The organism is Flavobacterium adiutor (genome assembly GCF_048282555.1).
Classification (GTDB): domain Bacteria; phylum Bacteroidota; class Bacteroidia; order Flavobacteriales; family Flavobacteriaceae; genus Flavobacterium.
Genome location: NZ_CP182487.1, coordinates 4,299,612 through 4,315,650, shown reverse-complemented (window position 1 = coordinate 4,315,650; position 16,039 = coordinate 4,299,612). Strand labels below are relative to the sequence as shown.

General features: G+C 34.3%; 14 protein-coding genes. 6 read left to right on the top strand and 8 right to left on the bottom strand.

The window, feature by feature from the left end:
- Positions 1-116: 116 nt before the first annotated feature.
- From ACNC7R_RS18240 to ACNC7R_RS18220, 5 genes are all read left to right on the top strand, one after another.
- A complete protein-coding gene (locus ACNC7R_RS18240) occupies positions 117-824 on the top strand; it encodes a Crp/Fnr family transcriptional regulator (RefSeq protein ID WP_417942456.1) in 708 nt (235 codons plus the stop codon).
- 378 nt (positions 825-1,202) lie between these two features.
- Positions 1,203-2,654 carry an alginate export family protein gene (locus ACNC7R_RS18235; RefSeq protein WP_417942455.1) on the top strand — a complete coding sequence of 484 codons (1,452 nt, stop codon included), beginning with the start codon at positions 1,203-1,205 and terminating at the stop codon, positions 2,652-2,654.
- Positions 2,655-2,681: 27 nt separating this feature from the next.
- On the top strand, positions 2,682-3,896 hold the full coding sequence (locus tag ACNC7R_RS18230) for a CmpA/NrtA family ABC transporter substrate-binding protein (protein WP_417942453.1): 1,215 nt from the start codon (positions 2,682-2,684) through the stop codon (positions 3,894-3,896).
- Between the two features lie 144 nt (positions 3,897-4,040).
- Entirely contained in the window at positions 4,041-4,928 is an 888-nt protein-coding gene (gene ntrB, locus ACNC7R_RS18225; RefSeq protein WP_417942451.1) for a nitrate ABC transporter permease, read from the top strand.
- 231 nt (positions 4,929-5,159) lie between these two features.
- Positions 5,160-5,966: an ABC transporter ATP-binding protein gene (locus ACNC7R_RS18220; protein WP_417942449.1), complete on the top strand. Its 807-nt coding sequence runs from the start codon at positions 5,160-5,162 to the stop codon at positions 5,964-5,966.
- Between the two features lie 68 nt (positions 5,967-6,034).
- Here ACNC7R_RS18220 and ACNC7R_RS18215 read toward each other — a convergent pair whose 3' ends face one another.
- The 8 genes from ACNC7R_RS18215 to ACNC7R_RS18180 all read right to left on the bottom strand — a co-directional run bounded on the left by ACNC7R_RS18215 (position 6,035) and on the right by ACNC7R_RS18180 (position 14,783).
- On the bottom strand, positions 6,035-6,805 hold the full coding sequence (locus ACNC7R_RS18215; RefSeq protein ID WP_417942447.1) for an alpha/beta hydrolase: 771 nt from the start codon (positions 6,803-6,805) through the stop codon (positions 6,035-6,037).
- A 544-nt stretch (positions 6,806-7,349) separates the two neighbouring features.
- Positions 7,350-8,405, bottom strand: a complete 1,056-nt coding sequence (locus tag ACNC7R_RS18210) for a hypothetical protein (protein ID WP_417942446.1) — start codon at positions 8,403-8,405, stop codon at positions 7,350-7,352.
- Between the two features lie 263 nt (positions 8,406-8,668).
- On the bottom strand, positions 8,669-9,034 hold the full coding sequence (locus ACNC7R_RS18205; RefSeq protein ID WP_417942444.1) for a hypothetical protein: 366 nt from the start codon (positions 9,032-9,034) through the stop codon (positions 8,669-8,671).
- A gap of 358 nt (positions 9,035-9,392) precedes the next feature.
- Positions 9,393-10,871 (bottom strand): MFS transporter, encoded by a 1,479-nt coding sequence (locus tag ACNC7R_RS18200; RefSeq protein WP_417943193.1) that lies wholly within the window; start codon positions 10,869-10,871, stop codon positions 9,393-9,395.
- Positions 10,872-10,970: 99 nt separating this feature from the next.
- Positions 10,971-11,630, bottom strand: coding sequence for a response regulator (locus ACNC7R_RS18195; protein ID WP_417942443.1), 660 nt, complete (start codon positions 11,628-11,630; stop codon positions 10,971-10,973).
- A gap of 156 nt (positions 11,631-11,786) precedes the next feature.
- Positions 11,787-13,655 (bottom strand): peptidase U32 family protein, encoded by a 1,869-nt coding sequence (locus tag ACNC7R_RS18190; protein ID WP_417942442.1) that lies wholly within the window; start codon positions 13,653-13,655, stop codon positions 11,787-11,789.
- A 128-nt stretch (positions 13,656-13,783) separates the two neighbouring features.
- Positions 13,784-14,212, bottom strand: coding sequence for a hypothetical protein (locus tag ACNC7R_RS18185; RefSeq protein WP_417942441.1), 429 nt, complete (start codon positions 14,210-14,212; stop codon positions 13,784-13,786).
- Positions 14,213-14,327: 115 nt separating this feature from the next.
- On the bottom strand, positions 14,328-14,783 hold the full coding sequence (locus ACNC7R_RS18180) for a ferritin-like domain-containing protein (protein ID WP_417942440.1): 456 nt from the start codon (positions 14,781-14,783) through the stop codon (positions 14,328-14,330).
- A gap of 200 nt (positions 14,784-14,983) precedes the next feature.
- On the opposite strand from ACNC7R_RS18180, the gene ACNC7R_RS18175 reads away from it, so the two are divergent.
- Positions 14,984-16,036 carry a serine hydrolase domain-containing protein gene (locus tag ACNC7R_RS18175; RefSeq protein WP_417942439.1) on the top strand — a complete coding sequence of 351 codons (1,053 nt, stop codon included), beginning with the start codon at positions 14,984-14,986 and terminating at the stop codon, positions 16,034-16,036.
- Positions 16,037-16,039: the final 3 nt, after the last annotated feature.

Sequence of the window (16,039 nt, the reverse complement as noted above, 5' to 3'; positions counted from 1 at the left end):
TTGATGGCAAAGAACCTTACCTGATGTTTAATTGAGATCAATAAAGATTGTTTTTCACTAATCACGAAGGACTAATTACTAAGTACTAATCACTAAGGACTAAAAAAAACTATCCCATGAAAGAAGAATTCGCCATTTGTGATACCTGTGCAAACGAGAACTGTTTTATAAAAAAACACCTGCATTTGGAGCAGATGAAGGAGTATGTTTCAAAAAAGCACAGTTTTGTCTGTAAAAAATCGCATCAGTTTATTATTGAAGGTGCTCCTCTTCAGGGACTTTATTTTATTTGTAAAGGTAAAGTAAAAACAGTAAAAACGGGTATAAACGGACGTGAACAGATTGTTCGCTTGACTAAAAACGGAGATACTATCGGATTTCGTGGCTTTGGAACCAGTAAGCGTTATCTGATTGGTGCTTATGCTCTGGAAGATACAGTTTTGTGTAATTTCAGTAATGAAACGATGTTGGACATCCTTAAAAATGTTCCTGAGTTTACGTACGCCCTGATGTTGTTTTATGCCGATGAATTAAATAAAAGTGAAAATAACATTCGAAAAATTGCCCATATGAATGTACGTGAACGCGTAATTGATTTGCTGCTGTATATTCATAAAAAATTTGGTCAGAATAATAATGGCCTGATCGAAATTGAATTATCCCGAAAAGAAATCGCAGACTTTGCCGGAACCACTGAGGAACAGGCTATACGCATACTTTCAAGCCTTAAAAAAGAAGCCCTTATCAAAACAGTCGGTAAAAGAATCGGCATATTATCTCCTTCTAAGCTCCACTCTGAAATCATGGAACACAAATATTTCTAAGGCTCAAATCTTCCAAAAGCTTCTTGTTTAGTAATAATACGTATTTTCTAGTATTACCAACAAAATACTACCACATATTCTAAGTATATTTTTGAATTACTTTAGCTTTTAGAGGCTAAAAGACTTAAAATTAGTATTACTTTTTAGTTACTTTATAGCCCGGCTTTGCTTTTAATATGATTGTAATCTTGAAAATAAGTATGGTTAAAAGCCTTATTTCATTAGCGGTAATTTAAAATTTCTGCGATAACGCAGTAAATAAATTGATAACAAGACGTTATTTTCAGCTAAAAAAAGAGGTTTTTATATGGGAAAAGCATAATACTTAAGTATTAATACGTATGTAAGTTTGTTTCATACTAATCAAAACAACTTATTATGTTTCAATTAACCAACTTTAAAACAACCACGCAAATATTAAAGAAAGAACACTTTTTTAATACAAAACTTTCGAAATCAATTTTATTAGGATTTGCGATTATAGGTTTTTCTCAATACGATGCCCAAGCACAATTGACACTTACAGGTCAGATAAGAAATCGTGTAGAAGTTCGTGCAGGACAAGCAACTTTACAACAAGACGGCGACAAAGCAGCAATTTTTACCAGCCAGAGAACACGATTATCAGCAGGATATTCAGGATATCGTTTTAAACTTTTCACGACATTACAAGATGTTCGTGTTTGGGGACAGGATGCTTCATCCATTAACAGAACGACTACCGAGGCTAATAACGGAATTTTACTTCACGAAGCCTGGGCTGAAATTTCTTTGGTAGATACACTAAGTACGATTCAGAATTTATCTGTAAAAGCAGGACGTCAGGAGATTTCTTATGATGACCAAAAAGTTTTAGGAGCTTTAGACTGGTTACAGCAGGCGAGACGCCATGATGCGATTATCCTTAAATACGCCAACAAAGGCTGGATTGCAGATATTGGGGCAGCCTTTAACCAAAATAAAGAGCTGAATACAGGAACAATTTATAACGGTACAAACCCGGCATATGGTGCAGGAACAAACGGAATCGGAACTATGTATAAATCGTTTCAGTATGCTTACATAGGTAAAAAATTCTTCTTTGGTGATTTGTCTTTTCTATTCTTTAAAGATGATTTTAATAAATATACCAACGTAACAGCCGGAACACCTCCCGTAACTACAAAAGTAAATGGAGAAGGTGTTTGGAGCAGAAATACTACCGGAATCTATTACAATGTAAATGCAACCCGAAAATTAAATTTTATGGGGAGCTACTACTATCAGGGAGGTCACGATAAAGACGGAAGATCTTTAAATGCTAATTTATTCTCTATTACCTCAACGTATCAAATTGGAAGAAAATTATTTGTAGGTCCTGGAGTTGACTACTTATCAGGTGATGACGGGACAAAAACTGTAACTGCAGATTCTAAAAACAACCGTTTCGACCCATTGTACGGTACACCGCATAAATTCTGGGGGAGCATGGATTATTTTTATACAGCAAACGGATTTGGAAAGCAGGGGTTACTGAATTATTTCTTTAAAATAAAATACAATGCCAAAGACAATCTGACTTTCGCTCTGGATGTACACGGATTTGAAGCGGCGAATACATTATCTAATGGTGCAGGCGGTGAATTAAGTTCTTATCTGGGTACCGAATTAGATTTAACTGTAAAATATAATCTAACCAAAATGATCAATATCGAAGGAGGGTATTCTATTATGAAAGCCACTAATTCAATGGCATCTGCAGCAGTAAAAAATGTGGCTAACGCCGATTTAACGCCACAATTTGCTTACATCATGCTAAATATCAAACCAAATTTCCTTGCGAAAAAATAATTAGAATAACTTTTAAATCTGTTCAAAATGAAAAAAATAAACACATATACCAAAACGGTACTGACTTTGTTGGTAGTATTTATAACTTCCTTTACGGAAATGACGGCACAGAACGATCCTGTGAAACTTGGATTTATACCACTAACAGACTGCTCGCCAATTGTTATGGCAAAAGAATTGGGATTATTCAAAAAATACGGTGTAGAAGTCGTAGTAACGAAAGAATCTTCATGGGCAAATGTTCGTGACAAAATTTTAACCGGAGAATTAGACGGAGCGCACTGTCTTTATTCAATGCCTTTTTCGGTTTACACTGGGGTAGGAGGAAAAGCAGGTTCTGAAATGAAGATTGCCATGATGCTGAACGTAAATGGTCAGGCAATTTCACTTTCTAAAGATTTTTGCGGAAAGGTAGGCTTTAAACAAATGAATAAGGTAGCGCCGGTTGTAGCAGCAAAGTTGAAGGCCGAAAAAGAAGTAACCTTTGCCATGACTTTTCCGGGAGGAACACACGATTTGTGGCTGCGTAACTGGATGGCAATTGCAGGAGTCAATCAGAAAACTTCAAAAATTATTACAATCCCGCCTCCACAGATGGTAGCCAATATGAAAGTTGGTAATATGGACGGATTTTGTGTTGGAGAGCCTTGGGGAGGAGTTGCGGTAAAACAGGGAATTGGTTTCACACAAGTGGCCTCTCAGGATATTTGGAAAGACCATCCTGAAAAAGCTTTGGTTGTAAACAAAGAATTTAGTGAAAAACGCAGAACAGATCTTGTAAAAGTAATGAAAGCAGTTTTAGAAGCCTGTATCTGGTTAGACAATCCTGCCAACCGTAAAAAAGCAGCCGGAATAATAGGAAGAGCACCTTATGTAAACGCCCCTGCCGATGTTATCGAAAACCGATTGATGGGTAATTATGATTTAGGATGTAATCAGGGAACTCAGGTGTATGCTAAAGATTATATGCTGTTTCACAAAGGCGGAGCTGTAAATTACCCTCGTAAATCACACGCAATCTGGGCAATGGCACAATTTGTACGTTTCGGAATGCTAAAAGAAGCACCTAATTATAAAGCGATTGCAGACAAATTAATATTACAGGATTTATACGAAGAAGTAGCCAAAAGCATGAAAGTAAAAGTGCCTAATGATGATATGAAGCCTTTTTCTTTAACTATGGATAAAACGGTTTTTGACCCTTCAAATCCAGCAGGATATTTAAAAGTAGTAAAAAAATAAAGTCCTTACTAAGCTTATCTAAACCACAGATTTAATGATAGAAAAGATTGTTTATTCAAACCAGTCTGAAGCTCTTGAGGATCATTCTAATCTGTGGTAAAATTAACTTTCTAGAAAACAATTTCAACCTTAGATTACAACGCCATGTCAGATAAAGATACATTAATACTAAGTGATATTAGCGGTCAGGCCGAAGTTCTAACTTCTAATGTTATGCCTGATGCTGTAAAAAATGATAAATTTAAATTGCTGATCAGTCAGCTTGCTGAAAAATTTAAATCAACTGGATTAGCCGGAATCGGAGTCTTGGTTTTTATAGGCTTCTGGACTTTGCTCAGCATTTATACCCAAGATGCTCTTCCTGGGCCTTTGGCTACTTTTACTGTTTTGAAAGAAATGCTGAGTGATCCATTTTATGATTACGGACCAAATGATAAAGGAATCGGATTGCAGTTATTCAACTCCATAAAAACCGTTTTGTCCGGATTTTTATTAGGATCTTTAATAGCAATTCCAATTGGAATTTTAATGGGAGCAAGCAACATCTGCAAACAAATTTTCTATCCAATTGTACAGCTTTTAAAACCGGTTTCGCCTTTAGCCTGGTTTCCAATTGGCCTGGTGGTTTTTAAAGATACCGGAATGGCAACCATTTTTATCGTTTTCATCACATCATTGTGGTCCACTTTAATCAATACGTCTTTCGGGATAGCTTCAATTCCGCAGGATCACAAAAATGTGGCAAAAGCTTTCGGATTCTCAAAAATGCGTTATTTAACCAAAATTTTGATTCCGTATAGTCTGCCTCATATTATTACCGGATTGCGTTTAAGTATCAGTGTGGCCTGGCTGGTTATAGTTGCAGGAGAGATGCTTTCGGGCGGAGCTGGAATCGGATTTTTTGTGTGGGACAGCTGGAATGCCCTGAGTTTGGAAAAAGTAATTTCGGCCATTATTATTATCGGAATTGTGGGACTTCTTTTCGATAAATTATTCACTTTCATTGAAAGTAAAGTGGCTTATAAAGCTTAAAAAAGTTTCTAAGATGCTGAGGTGCTAAGGTTCTGAGTTTTTGGAAACCCTCAGCAAATTACAAACTAAAAAAACTAATGCTGATCATTAGCCCCGATAGCAGTGGAAATCCTTGTTTGCAGGGGTTCTGCAAATAAGATTGCAACGGATAGCGGGACGAATTGTCTTAAAAACCATAATGTTTCTGCTTCCAAAAAAAACTTAGATTCTCAGAAACTTAAAACTTAAAATATGAGCTACTTAGAAATAAAAAATTTAGAAATATCATTCCCAACTCCAAAAGGGAAATATATAGCCGTTCGGGATATTAATTTATCAATTCAAAAAGGAGAAATTATCTCCATTATCGGGCATTCGGGCTGTGGGAAATCAACGATTATGAATGCTATTGGCGGCATGCTCACTCCAACCGGAGGATCTGTTGAATTAGCTAATCAAAAAATAAAAGGTCCTGGACCGGATCGCGGCATCGTTTTTCAAAACTACTCCCTTTTGCCATGGCTGACTGTTGAAGAAAATATTTTTCAGGCTGTTGATTCTGTAATGCGTATTTCTAAAAAGGAGAAACACGAAATTGTGATTCAGAACCTGAAAATGGTGAATCTATATCAGCACAAAGACAAATTACCTGGACAGCTTTCGGGCGGAATGAAACAACGTGTTGCCATTGCAAGGGCATTCGCCATTAATCCCGGCGTATTGCTCCTGGACGAACCATTCGGTGCTTTGGATGCTCTTACGAAAGGATCTATGCAACTGGAAGTTTTAAAATTATGGAATCTGAATAACCGCGAAAAAACGATTGTGATGATCACGCATGATATCGAAGAGGCACTGTTTTTATCCGATAGAATTGTGGTTCTGAATAATGGTCCGGCTTCTACCATTCGCGAAATTGTTGAAGTAAATCTGCCAAGACCAAGGAACAAAATTGAAATTGTAAAAATGCCGGAATATATCGCCTTAAGAGATAAATTACTTCATTTATTAACGGATAAATTCTCTATTGAAGATATGGGGATGAAATATCAGAATTAATTTTTAAGTTTAGTTAATTTGTATGGTAGAGACGCACTGGTTTGCGTCTCTATTTTGTTTAGATATTACTATAAATTAGAATACCAGTTTAAAATATAATCTGCCACTTCTTCCCAGCCTTTTTCGCCACAGATAAAATGGCTTTTTTCATCAAAAATCTTTACATCTACTATACTGTCAGGATCTTTGTATTTACCAGCAGTCTTTTTAGTCAAATCAGGAGGAAATATATTGTCTTTTCCTCCTCCGATAAACAAAATCGGCTGATGAGGTTTTTTAAAATCTACATTTGCAAAAGACTTCAGGAGTGTTTCTCTTCCAATTTTTCTGCTTTCCGGTACAGCTATTAAATCATATGCTTTATTTTGTTCAGATTTTTGAAGCGTATTGAAAAATGCACGATTATACCAGTCTCTGGTTCCTAGATAATACTTTCTTCTGGAAAAGAAATTTACTGCAGGCCATACGATTTTTATAGTTGAAAACGGGGGAAGAACATTTTTGGGAGGTGCACCATTAATACTTACCGCAGCATCTACTTTGCCCAGGTCAAGCAGTTTTTGCACTGCCATACCCGCCATCGAATGCCCGATAACAAGTGGCTTTTCAGGTAATCTATCCATAAATCTTGCCATTTTGTTTACGACATCAACAAAACCTGTTTCAACAAGTTCAGGATGAAGAGTTTTTCGAAGTCTGTAGGGATCTCCCTCATGACCTGAGATGGGCGGTGCATAAACATTGAAACCTTTTTCATGAAAATAAGTTTCCCATTCAGACCAGATGTTATTATTCACGAACATACCGTGTAGTAATACGATCGTTTTTGATTTTGCCATTATATAATTTGTTTAAGTTTGATACTCTTTAATTCAAAATATGGTTAATGCAAAATGAGAAACATCCTCTAAATCTTCAGGCTGTTGGTGGTAGATAGTATTTATTGACTAAAATATGAATTAAAAAATTATGATTTAGATTTGAAATCATTGTTTTTTAACAAATTAATATTTTTTATTAACATTTTAAAAGCATCACTAACTGAAATATTAGAAAGTACATTCCTGCCAAATTCAATTCATTTTTTAAAAATTATTTTTTGCCTATAATTTGAATCACGGAGCCTCTTGCGTTATAGAACCTTGATTAATTGGATTTATTTTTCCTTCATTTCAATGATTTCATAACCAGTAAAGTCAGTTAATTTCTTCAGTTGAAAATAGAGATTCTATATTTTGAACCGCTTGCGTTATCATTGTTAGAGATATATCCAATGTGCTTTTTGCTGAAAGCCTCAAAAAATATAATTCTGCTTTTGTGCTATGCTAAAAATTGTAAAACCTAAAAAAAGTAAGAGTAGATATTTTTTCATATGCTATTTTTTCAATTCTTTTTCAATTCTTTTTCAATTGCTGCTAATCTTTCAGCTAATGATTTATATTGTTCGTTTTCTGCTCTTAAACGCTTCAGTTCTTTTTGCTGTTCAATAGTATAAAGTGTTAATTCTTCTATTTTTTGAAGTAAAATAGTAGATATTTCTGCTAAAGAAATTCCTTTTTCCTGCATTTCTCTTGCAGAAGGCACACCAGGCAAGTGATTGTTGTTTTTAGTAAAATCTTCAATTTCGGAAAGTGTTGGAAATACATAATCTGATTTTAATTCAGATCTGCCTGTATAATATTTTTGAAAAACATAATCAGGTGCGATACTAGTATCTACAATGACTTCTTTAGAGTGAATAGTTCCATTTACGGTTAGTTTTTGGTCTGGATTTGTAGTCCCAATCCCAACGTTGCCTACATCTGAAATACGAATCCTTTCCTGACCATTTGTAGAGAAACCCAAAAAACCTCCAGAAATACTTCCTCCTCTATAAAATGAAATAAAACCATTGGTTTCTGTATAGTCATATTTCAATCCTAACCTGAAAGATTCGGCAAATGGCTGTGTAGTTAGTGATTTTGCATACAAAGAAAAAGGAGATTCAGTAGCATTTGCAAGAATAGTTCCATAAGAATCATCTCCATTATTGATATGTAATTTTGCTGTAGGGTTACTTGTCCCAATACCTACACTACCATTTGAATTAATCCTAACTCTTTCAGCCTCATTAACTAAAAATTTCAATGCACGTGGATTACCTCCAAAATAAGCATTATGCTCAAGTAAAATTGAGGCGGCCTCTCCGTAATAATCATAAAATTTATAGCCACTTGAATACTTTTCTGTTGTTGAAGTTCTTCTATCTTGAACTGCAAAATTCCCTCCCATTTCTCCTATTGTGAGTTTCTCTACTGGTATAATATTTCCAACTCCATTATAACCTGTTCCAATTCCTACATTTGATGTAGTTGAGATAGGATTTGTACCATTCCATTGAGCATTAATGTTCAAGCCTGAACTAAGGACAATCAAACTTATTAAAATCTGTTTTTTCATTATAATTTATTTTTGCGCTTAAATCAATTAACAATATTACTTTTCTTAATTATTTCTGTGCGAAAATATATAAAAAACAAGATTATTCCTGCGCTCAAATCAGTTTTTTTTCCACTAAAAACTAATCACTTCTCTTTTTTAGATCCTTAACAACAAATCCCAAACATACTATCTTTTCAAGAGACATATTTAAAATAAAAAGAGCTTCTGAAATCAATCAAAAGCTCTTTGGGTTATGTATTATTTAGTTATGGTTTATAATCTTAACCAATAAATTTGGTTGTGCCGTTATGTATGTCAATTTCTGCAAAGTTGTGTTTTCCCATAACGATAAGCAGTTTATCCGCATTATAGCCAATATAGCGTATTTCCGGATTTCCATTTTTTGGTTTTCCGCAAACAGAAATTACATTTGTCTGCCATTTAAGCTTGCTTCTTTTGTAAGCAGATATTGTTTGCAGATCATTTTCAACATAATAAACAATGTTGTTTTTTTTAATTCCTCTTTTTTGTGTTCTGGAAAAATTAATTTCTGAATTTTTTGAAATTAAATCATCATTGAATTTTTCGGCAATACCAGTTTGAGTTACAAAAAAGGTTAACATGGATAATTTTAAAAATGGTATCATTTGGATAGAATTTGGGGTTCATAATCATCTCAAATATAACTAATTATGGTATATAATGATGTGTTGTGAACGAAAAAAAAACATCATCTTTAGAAATTAGGAAAACGATAAAAATATGTAAGTTAATTTCGAAGAAATGTTTATTTTATTAGGAAAAAATATCATATTCTATATTTTTGTTTTTCACAAGTAAAGAATAAGAGGCTGTAAATGTTTTTAGATTCAATATTGTTTTGTAAATCAACATCATTCATTACCAAATATTATACAAAAAAGAGTTTCTGAAAGTTAATCAGACACTCTTTTTAAACTTTGTTTTTAAAGAAAAAATAGAACAATTTAGCCAAATAATTAAAAATTATTTTCGGTCTATTACTTTTGACAAAACGGGCTGTTTTTCGTTCATGATTTTAGTAATGGTATAATGCATCCAGACCAGGCAAACAATAGAAAAAACCAGAATAAAAATCCATGAACTTGACCAGATTCCGGTTGCTGTTAATAAATATCCAAAAATGATTGGTCCAAAGAAACCGCCTAAACCGCCAATCATCCCTACCATTCCGCCAACTACACCAACTTCTGTAGGGAAATATTCCGGAATATGTTTGTAAACAGCTGCTTTTCCTATCCCCCATGAAATTCCAATTAAAATTACCAGGACTAAGAAAACCCACATATTGGCATCAAATTTAATAACTGTAATTCCTTTGGCAAGCAATTCTTTTTTCTTTACGGGCTGATTTTGTTCTACTACAACCTGCTGCCATGATATACTGGTTGGAAAAATAGCATTTTCAGCAGTGTTTTCTTTTCTTTGTGCGATGGGAAAATTAGTATCTCCAATTTTAACATTCTGGTCTGTAACAGAAGTAATTGTTCCTTTTCTGGTAGCCAGAACTCCAGGTCCTGTTGTCGTAATTTCCATTTTCGGAACCATTAATAAAGCACTTAAAACGACTGAAGAGCTCAATACCCAGTATATTACTTTTCTGGCACCGTATTTATCTGATAAATAACCTCCAAAAGCTCTGATTACACCTGACGGCAAACTAAACATTGTGGCAAACAGTCCTCCCATAACCAGACTAGTCTGATAGACGTTCATGAAATTTGGCAGCAGCCATTGTGAGTAAGCTACAAAACAACCGAAGACTAAAAAGTAATAGGCTCCGAAACGCCAGACACGGCCAGATTTCAAAGATCCGAGCATTTGAGAAACTGATTTGGTATTGTTTTCTACTTTTTTATTTTTTGTAAATAATAAAAATGCGATTCCTATAACGACTAATGCAACGGCATAAATTACCGGAAGAATTTTCCAGCCGTTTTGAGGATCATCTGTCGAAAAATGATTTAATAGGGAAGGAGCTAAAAAGGTAGTTATAGCAGCACCGGCATTTCCCATTCCGAAGATTCCTAATGCACGACCCTGCCATTCTTTTGGATACCATATAGAAGTAAATCCTATCCCAACAGCAAAACTAGTCCCTACGAGTCCGAAAAAGAAACTTAATACGGCAAACATGGTAAAACTATCTGCTAAAGGCAATAAAAATAGCGGCACAGAACAAAGTAATAGCAGTAATGAAAACACATATTTACCACCATATTTATCCGTTAGGATTCCTATTGGTAAACGCATCACAGAGCCCGTAAGAATGGGAATTCCAAGTAGCCATCCAACCTGAACAACGCTCCAGTTAAAGATACCATTATCTACCAAAAAGGTTACTAAAACGCCATTTAAGGTCCAGCATGCAAAACACACGGTAAATGCCAAAGTATTTAAAAATAAAATCTTATGCGATTGGGATAGTGAATTTGTATTTGTTATAGTACTTATATTTTTTTTGTAAAAATAAGTACTTTAACGTATTTGAAAACTGCGAAAACGCAGTTTTATCTATAATAATTACGTATTTATACGTAATTGTTATAGTAAAGAATATTCAGCTGCTTTATTGGATAATTCCATTAAGTTTTTAACCTTTAATTTTTTCATTAGGTTAAAACGGTGTACTTCTGCGGTACGTTTACTAATATCTAATGCTTCCGCAATTTCTTTATTGCCTTTTCCTGATAATAAAAGTGTTAAGATTTCTTTCTCTCTTTTGGTAATCATCATTTCTTCGCCCAGATTTTGTTTTGGTTCTGTTGAAAGAGAAGTATTGGTCAACTGGCTAATTAAAATAGAAGAGATATCTCCGCTGAAATATTTTCCGCCATTGGCTACTGTATGCAATGCTTTCATGAATTCATCTTTACTGGAACCTTTCAATAAATAGCCGTCTGCGCCAGCTTTTATAGATTTTAAGACATATTCCTCCGATTCATGCATCGAAAGCATAATGATTTTTACAGCATTATGATCATTTCTAAGTTTTTCTACTACTTCGATACCAGTTAAATTAGGCATACGAATATCTACTATAAGTAAATCGGGTTTGGTAGCAGTAACGACTTCAAGAGCATCGGCACCATCTATTGCCTCTCCTACAACTTCTATGTTTGCTTCATTTTCAAGTAAAGATTTGATTCCGTCTCTTACAAAAACATGATCGTCTGCTAATACAACCCGAATAATATCCCCCATATTCTACTTAATTTTGATTCTGATTTTTTACGTATATTCATCTAAAATGAATCGCTAAGATACGTAATTTTTAAATTAAGAAACTAGTTAATTTCAAAATGTGGAACATGATATAGATAAAAAAAACCGATACTTAAAAAGTGTCGGTTTTATATTTTAATGAAAATGATCCTCTTCAATCTCAAATTCAGCATCTTTTTCCCAGATTTCCATTTCGCAGGGCTTGCAGTTGAATTTTAATTTGTATTCTAGTTCGCCTTGTTTCAATACTAATGGCTCCTTTACCTTGACACCTACAATGTCTTTTTGGTGTATTGGACATTTTTTTAATTCGTATTTGATGCAATATTTAGTTGTCATTACACGTGATTTTCCTGGATCCCATTGTAATTCGAATGCTTTTTCGATTTCGGTAACACCGTGACGTTCGTAAAATTTACGAGCTGTTTTGTTTGAAACGTTATACATAAAATCCAGTTTGGTTTCCGGATAAGGATGTGACGTTTTTACCAATTGGTGTTCTTCACGTTTATAATTCGCCAGACGAATTTCTGATAATTGTTCTAAAACATTTCTTCGCATTTCGTTGATTTTTGAAATAGGAAGGAACCAGTTTTGAGAGAACATTATATTGATTTCATCGGCGCTGTAAGGTGTGAAACCTGTTTTTGCCAATTGAACTTTAATGTTTTCTTCAATTGATTCGCCGGTTTTAGTCGGCTCTTTTGCATGCTCTAATTTTACAGTGCTCACGTTTCCGTCTTCGTCGGTTGCGATTAACTCAAAACCATTTTCGTTTTCGGTAAGCAATAAAGTTGTTCCGATTTTACGGATTGCACTGTCTTCTCTTTCAACGATTTTTATGAAAGCAGTATCGTTGTTACGGTAAATAAAAGTTCCGTCTTTGATTTCTTTCAGAACGTTTGGATATACTTTTCCGTTTTCGGCTTTGTTTACATAAATTCCATCCGCTTCGTTATTTTCGTTGATGAAACAAAGTCCGTCACCATTGTTTAGCAATTCGCCGTTTTCGATTTCGTAAGCGTCTCCAATAGTCCGGATTAATTTACCGATATATTGCCCTTTTGATTTTGGACTTTCCCAGGAACCAATGCTGTTATGTCTGTCATTAACAAAATAATCCGTATAACCACGGTTGAACGTTCTGCTTAAAGTAGAATCGAAAGTATAGGTGCATTTTCCAGAAGACGCTTTGGTGTATTTGTCACTTCCTTCTAAATAAAGGTCTAATTTTTGGCGTAAATAGGAAACGTTGTTTTTAACGTAAGCCACATCTTTAAGACGGCCTTCGATTTTGAAAGAAACAATTCCGGCTTCAATCAGATTCGGAATCTGATCTGAAACGTCTAAATCTTTAATCGAAAGCAGGTGACTGTTTTTGATTAAAGTTTCTCCGTTTCCGTCGATCAAGTTATACGGTAAACGGCAGTTTTGGGCGCACGAACCACGGTTGGCGCTACGTTCTCCGTTGGCTACGCTCATGTAGCAGTTTCCGCTAAAGGACACACATAAGGCGCCAGTCACGAAAAATTCCAGTTCAACATCTGCATGATCGTAGATTTCTTTAATTTGATGCAGGTTCAGTTCACGTGCTAAAACCACACGTTTGATTCCGGCATCTTTAAGGAATTTTATTTTGTCTTTGTCACGATTATTGGCTTGTGTACTGGCGTGAAGTACGATAGGAGGCAGATCCATTTCCATAATCGCCATATCCTGAATAATTAGGGCATCAACACCAATATCGTATAATTCCCAAATCATGGCACGACACGTTTCTAATTCATTGTCGTACAAAATGGTATTTATTACCACAAAAACCTGAGCGTTAAATAAGTGTGCGTATTTTACCAATGCCGCAACATCTTCAATTGAGTTATTCGCATTAGATCGGGCTCCGAATTGCGGCGCTCCAATATATACTGCATCTGCACCGCTGTTAATAGCTGCCATTCCGCCAATTAAATCTCTGGCTGGAGCTAATATTTCTATTTTCTTCTTCATTTCTAAAACTTTAGCTTTTGTGGTATTCACGAAAAAAAGTGTGCAAAGGTCTTATAAAATATTTGAGATTACTAACGTTGGAGCAGTTTTTTTGAAATTGTTAACTTAATATAGTAAGAGTTGATATTTTATTCTGCCTTGTTTTTAAATTTATTTACTAAGTTTTCAAATTGTATTTGTTTATAGGATACATTTCTGATTTCGTATTTAAATCTTTTTGGGATTAATACTGCTGATATATCCATTGGATCTGTTTTAATCCAATAGTAAAGAAATAAAGTGTCATTAATTACTTTTGCATTTCCATAATATTTTAGGCCTCCTGTTTCATATTTTTCAACTATGATTTCAATTCCCTTTTTTGTTTTTTTAGATGTAATTAATTCTGCAGTTTTACTTTCATTTCTTTTTAAATAGCCGGAATCAAAAGCTTCTTTTGATGAGAATTTAATATTAATATTTTTTAATTCCTTTTTTACACAGTTGGTTAATAAAAGAAAAATTATTAAAGTAAAAAAATATATCTCATGTATGATTGATTTTTTGATTGAAGTCAAAAGTATAAAAATATATACCTATTTTCAATTTGAGGATGGTCTTAAAAATAAACAAAAAAACCACCCAATCCGAAGACGAGGCAGTTTCAAAAAAAAGCATGAATCGATCGATTGATTAATTCGCTTTCATTTTAATTAATGACAAAGTATTTTGAATACTGTTTAATTGTTTTGAAACAATGTTAACCTGATTGTAGTCAAGATGGTTTTCTTCCAGTGCTTTTTTGTATTTTTCGATGGCAGCCTCTTCTCCGGTAACACATGCGTTGATTATTGCTTCTGTATCTCCGCCTGTAAAAGAGGATTTAATGTCAATCCATGTTCGGTGAAGCGCTCCTAATGGTCCGCCGCCTGATGTGTCTGTAGATTTTCCGAGTTTGTTGATTTCGTCTTGTAATTCTACAATAAATAAGGCTCTTTCACGTGCGAATTCAAGAAACTCGGTTTTCATTGCAGGATTTTCTACATGTTCAGCTGCATTGGTATAGCCCAGTTTCCCGTCTTCAAGAATTGAAATTAATCCTTCTAAAGTTTTAACTGCTTCTTTTGTGGTTTCATCTGTATGTATCATGACGTGTGATTTTTAAAATTTATATATTACAAATATCAAAACTTATAAGATGTTTATTCTTACAGGATTGTATTCTGATTTTATAATATTTACAAATGGGAATTTTGAAAGTTTAAAGAAAATTTCATTCAAGACTCAAGTTGTAACCAGAATAAGGATTGTGTCGTCAAAGTTCTAATCAATCATTAATCACACACGACATGAAAACAATTTTCAATTTTTTGATTCTTCTTTCAATTTTTCAGACTGGATTTGCTCAAAGTTTAGAAACGAAAATAGACAGTTTAATTCCTGCCTCGTTTAAATCTGAAAACCCTGGCGCAGTGTTTCTTGCTGTTAAAAAAGGAAAAGTTGTTTATAAAAAAGCTTTTGGAATGGCAGATTTAGAGATGAATGTAAAGATGGAACCCGAATTTGTTTTTGAAATAGGATCGATGACCAAACAGTTTACAGCAGTTTCTATTTTAATATTAGCAGAACAGGGAAAGCTTAAGCTTGATGATCAAATCACGAAATTTATTCCAGATTATCCAACGCAGGGAAATGTGATTACGATACATCATCTGCTTACGCATACTTCGGGAATTAAAGATTTTACTAGTATGAAATCTATTAAGAATATTGCCAGAGAAGATTTATCTCCAAAAGAACTGGTAGATTTTTTTAAGAACGAACCCATGGATTTTAAGCCTGGAGAACACTATAAATATTGCAATTCTGGTTATGTGCTTTTGGGATATATTATTGAAAAAGTTTCAGGCCAGTCTTATGAAGAATTTATTTCCCAGCATATTTTTCAAAAAGCCGGCATGCACAATACATTTTATGCCAGTCATGATAAAATCGTTAAGAATAGAGTTTCAGGATATCGAGGGAAAGGTAATTATGTAAATGCCAATTATATTAGTTTTTCTATTCCGTATGCTTCGGGCTCGATAATGTCTAATGTTGACGATATGCTGAAATGGCAGGATGCCATAAATAATCATAAATTGCTAAGCGCTTCTTTTACTGAAAAAGCTTTCATTAATTATTCTTTAAATAATGGGCAGCAAATAAATTACGGTTATGGATGGCATATTGAAAAAATTAAAAATAGAGTGGTGCATGATCACGGTGGGAGTATTTTTGGTTTTAAGTCGATGGGAGTTTACGAACCTTCTCAGCAGATTTATGTAATTGGATTAAGTAATTGCGATTGCAACTCCCCAACATCGATAGCTAAAGCCATTGCGGCTCTTTTAATAGATTAAATA

Bases quoted from the DNA above. Each gene is read 5' to 3' on its own strand.
- ACNC7R_RS18210 (WP_417942446.1), bottom strand. From the start codon at position 8,405: ATGAAAAAACAGATTTTAATAAGTTTGATTGTCCTTAGTTCAGGCTTG.
- ACNC7R_RS18205 (WP_417942444.1), bottom strand. From the start codon at position 9,034: ATGATACCATTTTTAAAATTATCCATGTTAACCTTTTTTGTAACTCAA.
- ACNC7R_RS18195 (WP_417942443.1), bottom strand. From the start codon at position 11,630: ATGGGGGATATTATTCGGGTTGTATTAGCAGACGATCATGTTTTTGTA.
- ntrB (WP_417942451.1), top strand. From the start codon at position 4,041: ATGTCAGATAAAGATACATTAATACTAAGTGATATTAGCGGTCAGGCC.
- ACNC7R_RS18220 (WP_417942449.1), top strand. From the start codon at position 5,160: ATGAGCTACTTAGAAATAAAAAATTTAGAAATATCATTCCCAACTCCA.
- ACNC7R_RS18235 (WP_417942455.1), top strand. From the start codon at position 1,203: ATGTTTCAATTAACCAACTTTAAAACAACCACGCAAATATTAAAGAAA.
- ACNC7R_RS18190 (WP_417942442.1), bottom strand. From the start codon at position 13,655: ATGAAGAAGAAAATAGAAATATTAGCTCCAGCCAGAGATTTAATTGGC.
- ACNC7R_RS18215 (WP_417942447.1), bottom strand. From the start codon at position 6,805: ATGGCAAAATCAAAAACGATCGTATTACTACACGGTATGTTCGTGAAT.
- ACNC7R_RS18180 (WP_417942440.1), bottom strand. From the start codon at position 14,783: ATGATACATACAGATGAAACCACAAAAGAAGCAGTTAAAACTTTAGAA.
- ACNC7R_RS18240 (WP_417942456.1), top strand. From the start codon at position 117: ATGAAAGAAGAATTCGCCATTTGTGATACCTGTGCAAACGAGAACTGT.
- ACNC7R_RS18175 (WP_417942439.1), top strand. From the start codon at position 14,984: ATGAAAACAATTTTCAATTTTTTGATTCTTCTTTCAATTTTTCAGACT.
- ACNC7R_RS18230 (WP_417942453.1), top strand. From the start codon at position 2,682: ATGAAAAAAATAAACACATATACCAAAACGGTACTGACTTTGTTGGTA.